Source organism: Coprococcus sp. OM06-34AC (assembly GCF_003462545.1).
Classification (GTDB): Bacteria; Bacillota; Clostridia; order Lachnospirales; family Lachnospiraceae; genus Coprococcus; species Coprococcus aceti.
This window is the reverse complement of record NZ_QTZF01000001.1, coordinates 68,568-82,878: the sequence shown is the minus strand read 5'-3', so window position 1 is coordinate 82,878 and position 14,311 is coordinate 68,568. Positions and strand designations below refer to the sequence as shown.

Here is a 14,311-nt window from a genome sequence, read left to right as displayed (position 1 = left end):
GGAAGATAGAATGAGTAAACCTATAGTTGCCATAGTGGGCAGACCCAATGTAGGTAAATCAACTCTGTTCAATGTGCTTGCCGGAGAAAAGATATCCATAGTTCAGGATACACCGGGAGTTACGCGAGACAGAATTTATGCTGATATCAACTGGCTGGATTACAATTTCACTCTGATAGACACAGGAGGAATTGAGCCGGAGTCAGACAATATTATACTTAAGAGCATGAGAGAACAGGCAGAGATAGCCATAGAGACAGCGGACGTCATCCTGTTCATGACGGATGTCAGACAGGGAATGGTTGATGATGATGCCAAGGTTGCCGATATGCTCAGAAGATCCAAGAAACCTATAGTTCTCGTTGTCAACAAGGTAGACAGCTTTGAAAAGTTCATGCCGGATGTGTATGAGTTCTATAATCTTGGACTTGGAGATCCACATCCTATATCAGGTTCATCCAGACTTGGAATAGGAGATATGCTCGATGAGGTGGTATCACACTTCAATGAGTCTGCAAAGGATGACACGGAGGATGAGAGACCTAGAATCGCCATCATAGGAAAGCCAAACGTAGGAAAATCTTCTATAATTAATAAGCTTCTCGGTGAGGACAGGGTTATTGTATCAGATATAGCCGGAACCACAAGAGATGCCGTGGATACAGAGATCGTCAGAAATGGCAGAGAATATGTATTCATAGACACAGCGGGACTCAGACGAAAGAGCAAGATTAAAGAGGATATAGAGAGATACAGTATCATAAGAACAGTATCAGCGGTTGAGAGATGTAATGTTGCAGTCCTCGTAATAGACTCAACGGAGGGAATAACCGATCAGGATGCCAAGATCGCGGGAATCGCACATGATCGTGGCAAGGGAATGATAATAGCTGTGAACAAATGGGATGCCATCGAGAAGAATGACAAGACCATATATAAGTTTACAGAGGAGATCAGAAACAAGCTTTCATACATGCCGTATGCGGAGCTGCTCTTCATATCAGCCCAGACCGGACAGAGACTTCCAAAGCTGTTCGAGACCATAGATGCTGTTATAGAGAATCATTCACTCCGCATAGCTACTGGTGTTCTGAATGAGATTATGAGTGAGGCGGTTGCTATGCAGCAGCCACCATCAGATAAGGGTAAGAGACTTAAACTCTATTATATTACCCAGGTGTCAGTTAAACCTCCTACATTTGTCATATTTGTAAATGACAAGGAGCTTATGCATTTCTCATATACACGTTATATAGAGAACAGGATAAGAGAATCCTTTGGATTCAGAGGTACACCTCTAAAATTCATAATCAGGGAGAGGAAAGAGAAGTAGTCATGGAGATGTTGATTAGAGCTATATGTCTGGTTGGGGGCTATGGAGTAGGACTCATTCAGACAGCGTATATTTACGGCAGGATAAAAGGTGTTGATATAAGAAAGTATGGAAGTGGAAATGCGGGAACGACAAATGCACTGAGAGTTCTTGGAAAGAAAGCTGGACTGATAGTTTTCCTGGGGGACTTCCTCAAAGGAATAATCGCCTGCTCACTGACACATATCATACTTGGCCAGTTAGGTATAGGTGATGCATACATGTTCGTACTGTATACAGGACTTGGAGTTGTGCTTGGTCATAACTTCCCATTCTATATGCAGTTCAAGGGCGGCAAGGGAATTGCTGCCAGCGGCGGAATGATAGTAGGTCTGTGGGACTGGAGATTGGTAGTGATACTCCTTGCAGCGTTCATTATAAGTGTTGTGATAACAAGATATGTATCGGTTGGATCACTTACGATCATGATCGGATTCTTCATATTATACACAGTATTTGCAATTCATGGAGATTATAATTTCACATCGAATGCCAAAATGATCGAAGGAATAATCATGGCGGGAATCATAGCCGGAATGGCCGTGATAAGACATTGGCAGAATATCAAGAGACTGATAGCGGGAACGGAGAATAAGTTGTCGTTTGGTTCTAAGAAGGCTTGATGGAAAGCGGAAGCGAATAGAGAGTTATTGAATCCCCTACTTACTGGATAAACCAGGAAGGAGGGGGTTTTTTTGTAGTGAGCAACGTTTTATAGATGTCTGGATAAAACAAAATCAGATAACATAATGAGTATACATAAAACCGAGATTATGGTTATGTGATATTTATACGCAGTGAAATGTGTATTAAAAACTGTTGATTAGAATAATGTGAGTTTACATAACTAGCCCAAAATCTAAAAATACAGTAAAAATTTGCAAAAACATCCATGTATTGTCACTATAGACTGGATTAAATGATGAAAAAAAGTTAAAATAGAAAAAAATGATTCAAGGATTGAAAAAAGAAATATAAATATTTTGGAGGTATTTTACGATGAAAATAGGTGTTCTCGGAGCAGGTGGATGGGGTTCTGCACTTGCTAATCTGCTGGCAGGAAATGGACACGAGGTTATAGTGTGGTCTATAGATGAGAGAGAGGTTGCCATGCTCAAGGAATTTCATGAGCAGAGAGACAGACTTCCGGGCGTTATACTTAGCAACAGTATTGAATATACAACAGATGCGTCAAAGGCTGTTATTGGTCAGGATATGATAGTGTGCGCAGTGCCTTCTCCGTTTGTCAGAAGCACAGCAAAGAGCATCGCTGACAAGGTGAGCGACGGACAGCTTATCGTGAATGTCAGCAAGGGAATAGAAGAGTCCACACTCAAGGCTCTCGTGGAGATCATTGAGGAAGAAATTCCACAGGCTAAGGTGGCTGTCCTTTCGGGTCCGTCACATGCAGAGGAAGTAGGCCGCGAAATACCTACAACGGTAGTTGCCGGTGCCCGTGATATAGAGATTGCAAAGACGATCCAGAACGCATTTATGAACGATTATTTCAGGGTATATACAAGCACTGATGTGACTGGTATTGAGCTGGGTGGTTCAGTGAAAAATGTAATAGCTCTGGCAGCCGGAATATCAGATGGACTTGGACTTGGCGACAACACGAAGGCTGCTCTTATGACCAGAGGAATGGCGGAGATCATGAGACTTGGACTTGCCATGGGCGCAGATGTCAAGACGCTGTCAGGACTTTCAGGAATGGGAGATCTTATAGTTACATGTACATCCAAGCACAGCCGTAACAGGAATGCCGGTTATCTCATCGGTCAGGGTAAGACCTATGAGGAAGCTATGGCGGAGGTCAAGATGGTTGTTGAGGGTGTTTATTCTGCCAAGGCAACACTGGCACTTGCCAGGGAGCATGGGGTTGAGATGCCTATCGTTGAAGCAGTCAATAACGTATTATTTAATGGCATGACGGCAAAAGAGGCTCTCACAGAGCTTCTCAACAGAGACAGAAAGAGTGAATTGTAATCGATTATATTTTATATGTTTGATATATTTCGATAGATTATGCTGCCGAAGAATAGTAGTACAAAATCACCTAATAATTAAACGATAAAGTAAATGTGAACAAAAAAGCAACAGAAAACTGTTCTTTTTGTTCACAAACTGTTTACAATTACCATGTGTTATGATAAATTTAAAGCAAGTGTGTAAGTCGAAAAATAATTAGAAAAGAGGTATTACAATGGCAAAAACTACGAAAAAGCTTATAGCACTGCTGCTGGCGGTAGTTATGATAACTACGTTGATTTCGCCTTCTAATTATAGTTGGTCCAATGCGGCCGAGACGAGAGGGGGAGACGCATACGCCACGGCTACTGATTCGATAGCAATGCTGTCGAGTGCAGCAGTAACCGGAAATCTTGAAGATTATATTACTGGAGCTACGATTGCTGATAAAGCAGGTAATATATATGGTAGCAGTTCCAGACCGTCCACAACGCCGCTTCCTGTAGATCCAAATGATCCTACAAAAGCCGGTGTAGATATCCAGATGTCTATGGATATAGTGTTCCCGGAAGATGTTGTTAATAGCATATTGGAGTCTGGTGAAGATGCAACATTTACTTATACGATGCCGGATACCATAAAGTTTAATTCCGATATTCTGAATAAGGATATAACTGATGGAAGTGGTAACAAGATCGGTTCGTATTCAGTTGTGAACGGAGTCCTTACTGCGACTATCGATCATACAGCACTCAAGGGGGGAGCCCAGCTCAAGGCTTTCTTCAAGGCGTGGATCGATATGGATCTCACAAAGTACAATGAGAAAAACCAGGTCGAGAACAAATTCACAAGCACTGTGATTGTGACTGTGGATGTGGATTTCAAGCCTGATGTGGATGTGAAGAAGACCGCATCCGAGGGTAGAGTTACAGATCCTAAGGATGGATATGTATACTTTGACTATACCGTAGAAGTTTCATCCAATCATGGAAGTGCCAGTGAGGATCTGAACTTTAGTGATGTTATAGCCAACGACATAGCAGGTGTCACACCTGAAGTTACAGATATAAAGGTGATCAAGTCTGACAACACAGACTGCAGCTCGTCACTCACATATAACAGTAGTACCTCTACTATAGAAGGAACTCTTCCTGCACTCGGTGCAAAGGAGTCATATAAGATAACCTATACAGTAAAGAGTAAAGTCGATGATCTTTCTCAGGACGTGATCAATCTGAACCAGAGCAATATCGCGGAGGCTAAGAATTCAAAGGTTGATGATAAGGATCAGACCAACAAGGGCTACAAATATGTGAAGGACGGTGCCACAGATCTCAAGGTTACAAAATCCTCAGATGGTGTGAGCAATTATCCTGACGATCACAAGATAGTTTACAAGTACAAGGTTATAGTAAGTTCTGAGTATGGAAGCGATGGTGATATTACACTCGATGATATTCTTGCAAATGAACTTGACTCAAAACTTGGATCTGATGCCAAGAGAACAGTACAGAATGTTACATGCAAGCTCAAGGACAGCAATGGTCAGTACACAGATGTCACATCAAATGGATATGTGACTCCTGCGACAGGAACCATAGGAAACGGTGACACAGTTATAAAGGGAAATCTTCCGAAGCTTGACGCTAATTCACAGTATGAGATCACATACGAAGTTGTTGTCTCAGATATTGCCGATGACATCGGAATCATAAATGTACACAATAAGAATGGTGTAGACGTGTCAGATGATTCACATGACGAGCATACTGATAACGACAGCAGTACATGGTACAATGCCGGCAAGTCTACAGCATCCATAAGTAAGACCGGTTCACTGTCAGGTGACAAGTCAACCATAACATGGACAGTAACCGTGAATGCGGATAAGAAGAAGAATCTGACAGGAATGTCAGTATCGGATATACTCACAAAGAACGGAGCAGAGCTCACAGACGAAAAGACGTGCAGTGTATCCATAAATGACACAGCTGTGTCAACCACTATCAATCTTCCTGCAAGCTTTGTGGAAGAGAATGGTAAACTTTATTTGACGGATGGAACTTCAAGGGTTGAGGTGACAGAGAACAAATCCAAGATCGTGTTCATCTACACAACAGATTCATCCAAGCTTGATAAGCTGACTGATGTTTATAAGAATGTAGCGACAATAGAGAAGAACGGAGTTACGGACAGCGCCAAGGCGACTGTAGAGGTGGCCGGTGATTCAATAAAGAAGGAATTCGTATCAGAGACGGAGAACGATGATACATATACCCTTGCATGGAAGTCTACAATATCTGGCGTTGACAAGCTCAATGCGAATGATACATATACTGACTCTGTAACATATGATAATGGAGCACTTCCAAAGCATTACTTTACGGCAGATCAGATAAACGGACTTACAATAGCTGGCCTCACAGAGGAAGTTGACTACAAGGTAAAGGTAACATACGCTGACTTCTCAAATGTATGGGGGCCAAAGTTTGCAACTGTTGACAGTGTTGCAGATGTTCCAGCATCATCTGACAACTACATAATGGGATATACAATAGAATTCCTCAGAGATATAACAGGTACAGAGGAGAACCCGATAGATTATGTTATCACATATAATACGACAGTAAAGTCTGACAGCAAGTATACGGCAGTCAATAAGGGTACTCTTACTATTGATGGTTCATCCAAGACATCACAGGATTCACATCCTGTATCTGGAATACCCCAGGGTTCTATAGTAGAGAAGTACAGCTATACCAATGGCGCTGACGAGAAGGAGAGTATTGTCGGATATGACAAGGCCAACAATGTGTTCGTATATAAGGTAGTTCTCAACGGTGACTTTGCGTATGGAGATGGAGACAGACTTTCCTTTACAGATACATTTCCTGCAGGAACTGAGCTTGATACCACATACCTCAAGAAAGATATGCTCCCAGAGGGGGTTGGAGAGACTGTTGGTCAGGACGGAATATATTTTGTGTCTTATTACTCAGACAATAAGACTAGACCTCAGACAGGCGCATCTAGTTTTGTAGAAAACTTTAATGTGGCAAGCAACAGTATCAGTTTTGACATAAAGTCACTTCAGTTTTATGGCAAAAATGTCAAGGTTGTTGTCTACTATGCAGTCAAGGTCACAAAGGATATATCATCCGTTGTCGGTGGCAGTGACGTGGAATTCACCAACAATTGTTCGGCAACAGTTGTCAGAACCGACGGTTCAACTAAGACCAAGGATGACAGCGCAAAAGTTACTGTGACTGGACCGAATATTACCAAAACTGCAGGAAACTATGATAATGACACCAACAGTATTGAATATACTGTGTATATCAATGAGAAGGGTGAGGCTCTAGGCAATACAGGATCCATAACTGTAGTTGACAAGTATGACTACAGCAATGCGGCTGCAGTAAAGAGAGTATTTATCAAGGATGGTTCGCTTAAGCTTCTGTACGCAGATACAGGCGCTGAAGTTCCGGCGTACAAATACAGCTATACATATGCAGATGATACGACAGCTAAGATGTCTACACTGACACTCACCATGCCGGATGAGACAAAGTTTATCCTGAAGTATACATATACTCTTGTATATACAGGTAAGCTTACAGCGGATGTTAAGAACAGCGTTGGTATTCTTGGATCTACAAGTTCGGCAGATTCGTCATCGACGGACACGAACATCAATGATCAGGATTCATCAATGGGAACTGATACAGAGCAGTTTAATCTTTCGATAATAAAAACTGACTCTATAATGACAGGAATCAAGCTTGCTGGTGCGAAGTTTGAGCTTTACAGATATGGTGATCCAAACAACAGTGCAGACACTAACTGGAATCTCATGGTACCTGGAAGCGATGAGGAAAGAGTAACTAACGAACAGGGAAGACTTACATTATCAAGTTTGTATTATAATTACTATTACAAGCTTATAGAGGTGGAAGCACCTGAGGGTTATAAGAAGCTCACAGATCCTATATACATATATGAGAACAATATCTCATCCAGCCTGACAGGACCGAAACCTGCTGAGGTGACAACTGATTCTATTTCAGACATAGTCCTTGACAGCAAAGGTTCACAGGATTATACACTGCCAGTAGATAACACTCCTGAGAACAGAAAGATAACTGTTAAAAAGGTATGGAAGGATGCCGCAGGTGGAACACTGAAGGATATTCCGGTTGACAGCATAACAGTTAAGATCTATGCATCAACTAATCCATCAAGTTACGACAAGAATACAGATCCTGTTGTAAAGACAATTACCTTAAATAGTGCAAATAAGTGGACAAGCGATGAGATAGAGCTTGATGTAGCTGATGCAAATGGCAACTACCTCTACTACTTTGCAGAAGAGGATTTCGATAATGCTGATTACCAGGTCACAATAAGTAATAATGGAACAGCAACCGGAACGATTACCATCACGAACACCAACACAAAGGTGACAAATGAGACGATCGATATTCCTGTAACCAAGAAGTGGGATGACAGCGACAACATTCTGTCAGCAAGACCAAAGAACATCAAAGTTACACTTGCCACAGAGGATGCGGCGGGCAATATAACAAAGATTGTTGACAAGACACTTACACTCAATGATTCAAATAACTGGAGTGGAACATTTACAAACCTTGATAAGAAGGATGCCGATGGCAATCTTATCAACTACACTGTAGTTGAGGATGACGTAGAAGGATATACAAGCGATGTTCAGCTCACAAAGGATGAGAACGATGTAGTTACCGCTGCAACGATCACAAACAAGCTGAATGTTGGAAGCCTTGTTATCACGAAGTTCTTCAGCGGAGATCTCGATGATACAAAGCTCACAGAAGCACAGAAGAAGCAGATCACATTTACAATATCAGGCCCTGAGGGATACAAGGGACCTACAACTGTAACATATGATCAGTTTTACTTAGGAAGCTACGTTATCAATAATGCTCCATATGGAAAATACACTGTAACAGAGACAAGTGCAGCGTTTGATGGATATACACATAAAGTTACATATACTGTAGGTTCATCAACAGGCAATACGGCTGCGGATGTTGTTATTTCATCATCGTCATCATCACTTGTGACTGTGGCGAATGAATACAAGGCATTTATCACGGTAAGTGGAACCAAGGTTTGGGATGACAATAATAATCAGGATGGCAAGAGAGCTGAGGATATTAAAGTCCGTCTTATGAATGGAACGACTGAGGTCGCAAGTAAGACGGTTACCCCTGATGCGTCAGGTAACTGGGATTTCAGCTTTGATGATCTTCCAAAGTACGATGATAATGGCGACGAGATAGCTTACACTGTCACAGAGGATGCGGTTGCGGGTTATGATACCAAGATAACCGGCGACGTGAAGACTGGATTTGTCATCACCAACAGTCATACACCTGAGACAATTGATATCAGCGGAACAAAGACATGGAATGATGCAGATAACCAAGACGGAAAGAGAGCTCCAGAGATCACAGTAAGACTTCTTGCAAATGGCAATGAGGTTGCTTCAAAGAAGGTTTCAAAGAATGATAACTGGAAGTACAGTTTCACAGATCTTCCTAAGTATGACAACGGATCAGAGATCATGTATACAATAACAGAGGATGCTGTTAAAGATTATACAACTTTGATAGATGGATATAACATCACCAACAGCTACACACCTGGTAAGACAAGCATTTCAGTGACAAAGGTTTGGGATGATAACAATAATCAGGATGGCAAGAGAGAAACCAGTGTTAAGGTCAAGCTCCTTGCTGATGGATCAGATGTTGCAGATTCAGAAGTAACACTGAATGCCGATAACAACTGGACAAACACATGGAACGATATTCCACTTAAGTCCGGCGGTAAGGATATAACATATACTGTTGAAGAGACAAGCAATGTGCCAGGATATAAGGCTGAAGTTACAGGAGATGTCAAGACAGGTTTCACTGTTACCAATAGTCATACACCTGAGACGATAGATATCGATGGAATAAAGACCTGGAATGATGCAAATGATCAGGATGGTAAGAGACCTAAGAGCATCACAGTAAATCTCCTTGCAAATGGTCAGACTTACAAGACAAAGTCTGTTACAGAGGCAGAAGGTTGGAAGTACAGCTTTACAGGTCTTCCAAAGTACAGCAATGGTCAGGAGATAAAGTATACCATCACAGAGGACAGTGTGGAGGGATATACAGCAGCTCCAAATGGTTATGATATTACAAACACACATGTTCCAGAGACTACAGATGTCAATGTCACGAAGATCTGGGATGACGCTGGAAATCAGGACGGCAAGAGGGCAAAAGAAATCACTGTCAAATTATTTGCTGATGGCACAGAGGTTGCCGGCTCAGAGGTAACTCTTAAAGAGGACAACAACTGGACGTATACATGGAAAGATCTTGCAGTTTATAAGAACGGTACGGCTATAGGTTATACAGTAGATGAGACCACCACAGTGACCGGATATACGAAGAAGGTCACGGGTGATGCCAAGACAGGATTTGTCATAACAAACAGCTACATACCAGAGACCATCAATATAGCTGGTACAAAGACCTGGGATGATGCAAACAATCAGGATAGAAAGAGACCTGAGAGCATCACTGTAAATCTTCTTGCGGATGGTCAGTTATACAAGACAAAGACTGTTACAGCTGAAGAAGACTGGAAGTATAGTTTCAAAGATCTTCCAAAGTATAGTGGTGGCAACAAGATCATTTATACCATCACAGAGGATGCGGTCGGTGATTATGCAACCGTAATAGACGGATATAATATTACAAACACATATACACCGGCAAAGACAAGTGTATCAGTCACAAAGAGCTGGGATGATGCAAACAATCAGGACAGAAAGAGACCTACGAGTGTAAAGGTTCAGCTGCTTGCGAACGGAATAGCAGTAGATGGCTCAGAGACTATATTAAAAGCAGATAACAACTGGACACATACATGGACAGATCTTGACGTGAACAAGGATGGAGCTGCGATAGCTTACACTGTAGAAGAAACAGATATTACTGAAGGATATACTCCAGTGATAACCGGAGATATGACAACAGGATACACAGTTACGAACAGCTACACACCAGAGACGACATCAGTAAAGGGCGTTAAGATCTGGGACGACGGTGAGAATCAGGATGGTATCAGACCTCCAAGTATCACAGTCAACCTGATTGCAAACGGAACAAAGATCAAGAGTCTTGAAGTCACAGCAGCAAATGACTGGAAGTTTAGTTTTACAGACCTTCCTAAATATGCAGATGGATCAGAGATAACATACGAAGTAACTGAGGATGCTGTTTCCGAATACACTACAGCTGTGACAGGAGACGCAGAAAACGGATATACATTTACCAATAGTCACACGCCTGAAACGATCAATATAGAAGGAACAAAGACCTGGAACGATGCAAACGATCAGGATGGCAAGAGACCAGGAAAGATTACGGTAAATCTTCTTGCAGATGGAGACATATATGCTACGAAGGAAGTAACTGAGGCAGATGGTTGGAAGTACAATTTCACGGATCTTCCAAAGTACAAAAATGGCAATAAAATCACGTACACCATCACAGAGGATACTGTTGAGGACTATCAGACACTTGTCAACGGATATGATATCACGAACAGTTATACGCCAGGAAAGACAAGTGTATCAGTTACAAAGACCTGGGATGATGCTGATAACCAGGATGGCAAGAGAGCTAGAAATATAAAAGTAAGACTTCTTGCCGACGGAAACGTAGTTGCAGATTCTGAGGTGGATCTCAGTGATGCCAACAACTGGAGTCATACATGGAGTGATCTTGATATCAACAAGAATGGATCACCTATTGAATATACTGTTGAAGAGATTACATCGGTTGAAGGATATGCAACAGTTATCACAGGATCTGCGAAGACCGGTTATATCATCAAGAACAGTTACACACCAGAGACAACTTCAATAAGTGGTAAGAAGATATGGAATGATGCAAATGATCAGGATGGTAAGAGACCAGGAAAGATCACAGTAAATCTTCTTGCAAACGGAGTGAAGGTGGCTGATAAGGAAGTTACAGCTGCGAACGGCTGGAAGTACAGCTTTACAGATCTTCCAAAGTACGCAGGTGGCAACGAGATCACATACGGTATCACAGAAAATGCTGTTGAGGATTATCAGACACTTGTAAATGGATATGATATCACGAACAGTTACACACCAGGAAAGACAAGTGTATCAGTTACAAAGGCTTGGGATGATGCCGACAATCAGGACGGCAAGAGAGAGAGTTCAGTAAAGGTTGAACTTCTTGCTGATGGAACTCCTGTCGCTGGATCAGAAACAACTCTCAGTGCTGACAACAACTGGACATATACATGGGCAGGACTTGATGTCAAGAAGAGCGGTGTGAATATCGTCTACAGTGTAAGAGAGATAACCGCAATTGATGGATATACAACCACAGTCACAGGCGATGCTGAGACAGGATTCACAATAAAGAACAGCTATACACCAGAGACGACATCAGTGAGCGGCAGCAAGACATGGGATGATGCGGACGATCAGGATGGCAAGAGACCTGGAAATATCAAGGTAAACCTTCTTGCAGATGGCAGCGTATATGCTACAAAGACGGTAACCGAGGCAGAAAATTGGGAGTATAGTTTTACAAATCTTCCAAAGTATAGAGATGGTGGAATTCAGATCAAGTATTCTGTATCTGAGGTTGATGTACCAGAATATACAGGTGAGGTTACAGGTTATAATATCACGAACAGTTACACACCGGGAAAGACAAGTGTATCAGTTACAAAGAAGTGGAGTGATAATGATAACCAGGACGGCAAGAGAACACCTAGCGTAATGGTTCGTCTTCTGGCTGATGGACAGGTTGTAGCTGGCTCTGGGGTAACGCTCAGCAAGGCAAATAACTGGACACATACATGGAATGCTCTTGACGAGAAGAAAAATGGACAGACCATCGACTACACAGTTGAGGAGACTACAACTATAGATGGTTACACAACAGTCATAACAGGAAATGCAGCTGATGGATATGTGGTTGACAATCAGCACACACCTGAGACGATCAATGTATCAGGCACTAAGACGTGGGTTGATGACGATGATCACGATGGTCAGAGACCAGATTCAATAACAGTTAAGCTTCTTGCAGATGGTACTGTTATAAAGAGCCTCGTGGTTACAGCAGATACTGATTGGAATTACAGCTTTACAGATTTACCAAAGTACAAAGATAATGGAACCCTGATCAAGTATTCTGTATCAGAGAATGCTGTTTCGGGATACAAGGCATCTGTTACTGGATATGACATAACAAACACATACAAGCCAAATGTTATAAAACTTACCAAGACCATAAATGGAGATATTACAGCAGATGATGCAGCGGCAAATGTAACGTTCAATGTTACAAACAATGCAGGCTACAGTAAGATCATAAAGCTTACAGACTCTGAGGTGGCAAAGCTTGGAAATGGCAAGTATGAGATAACTCTTGTAAATGTGCCGGATGGTACATATACAGTTGAGGAAACATCATATGCATATGATGGAGCAGCGGTAACAGTCAGCTATACTGTGGATGGAATAGACGGTGAAGGAACAGAGGCATCCGGAATAACACTTATTGGTGGAAATACAGCCGATGTAGAGTTCGTTGATACCTACAAGCTTGGCACTGTCAAGTTCACTAAGGCTGGACTTTATAAGGAGTCATGTGCTGAAGACCCTGATGATGTAAAAATGCTTGATGGTGTAGAGTTTGCGCTCTATGAGGGTACAGATACAGAGTGTGAGAATCCTGTAATGACAGCAACAAGTGTAAATGGTGTTGTGACATTCAAGGATCTTAAGATTGGTACGTATCTTGTAAAAGAGAGTAAGACTATCGGAGATTATATTATCGATAACACAGTCTACACAGCAGAGGTAACAGAGGCAAACATTGACACTTATGCAGTGTTAAATGGTGTTCAGGATAACACACTGATAAATGATCTTCCTAGAACAGATCTCAAGATAGAGAAGGTTGCAGAGGAGAACAATGGCATAAAGCTTCCAAATTCAGTATACGGACTCTACAAGGAGAACGAGAATGGTGAGGAAGAGCTTGTCGCTAAGGCTACAACAGACAGCAACGGAGTTCTCAAGTTTGACGGTATTTTGATCGGCACAGAGTATACGATCAGAGAGATACAGGCGCCGGATGGATACTATGTATCTGAACAGCCAATATCAATCAAGTTCAAGAAAGATGAGAACGGAAAGATTACAGTTGAATCATTTGACGGTGGTTTTAATACTGACACAGGTAAAGTCACAGCCAGAGTTGATGAGAATGGAAACATTACATGGCTTGAACCTTCAGTAAAATACAGCTTTGAGAAAGTAGATGAGGATGGTGTTCCTGTAAAGGGCGCAACACTTCGACTCGAGGATGCTGATGGAAAACTCATTGATGAGTGGGTAACAGATGGCAGTGCGCATGAAGTCAACAATGTACTTGTAATTGGCAAGATCTATGCACTCATAGAGGTTAAGGCTCCTTCGGGCTATGACAAGGCTGATGATATACTGTTCACAGTTTCTGATGATAAGGTTGCAGCCGGTGAGGATATTGTAGTGACTATCACAATGGTTGATAAGAAGACAACAACGACCGAGACTACGGAAACCACAGAGACAACCGAAACCACAGAGACAACACAGACAACTGAAATAACAACAGAGGACAAGAACAAGCCGGATACTGGTGACAGAGCTCCTGTTGTACCAATAGCAGTTGTGCTCTTAATAAGTCTTGCCGGATGCGGTGTTATTGTGGCATCTAAAAAGAGAAAAGATAATCAGAGCAGCAAGTAATACAAAGCTGTGACATGTCCCCCGGGAATATCACCTTATATGGTGGTATTCTGGGGGATTTTTTTGTTCATAAAACA

At 42.0% G+C, this 14,311-nt stretch carries 4 protein-coding genes; all 4 read left to right on the top strand.

The genetic code is table 11. The annotated features are described in order from the left end of the window. Positions 1–10: 10 nt before the first annotated feature. Positions 11–1,333 carry a ribosome biogenesis GTPase Der gene (gene der, locus DXB91_RS00345; RefSeq protein ID WP_118016551.1) on the top strand — a complete coding sequence of 441 codons (1,323 nt, stop codon included), beginning with the start codon at positions 11–13 and terminating at the stop codon, positions 1,331–1,333. Positions 1,334–1,335: 2 nt separating this feature from the next. Continuing rightward, positions 1,336–1,995 (top strand): glycerol-3-phosphate 1-O-acyltransferase PlsY, encoded by a 660-nt coding sequence (plsY, locus tag DXB91_RS00340; protein WP_117548925.1) that lies wholly within the window; start codon positions 1,336–1,338, stop codon positions 1,993–1,995. A 376-nt stretch (positions 1,996–2,371) separates the two neighbouring features. Next, on the top strand, positions 2,372–3,361 hold the full coding sequence (locus tag DXB91_RS00335; RefSeq protein WP_118016550.1) for an NAD(P)H-dependent glycerol-3-phosphate dehydrogenase: 990 nt from the start codon (positions 2,372–2,374) through the stop codon (positions 3,359–3,361). A gap of 217 nt (positions 3,362–3,578) precedes the next feature. Beyond that, entirely contained in the window at positions 3,579–14,234 is a 10,656-nt protein-coding gene (locus DXB91_RS14520; RefSeq protein ID WP_118016549.1) for a Cna B-type domain-containing protein, read from the top strand. The last annotated feature ends 77 nt before the right edge of the window (positions 14,235–14,311 follow it).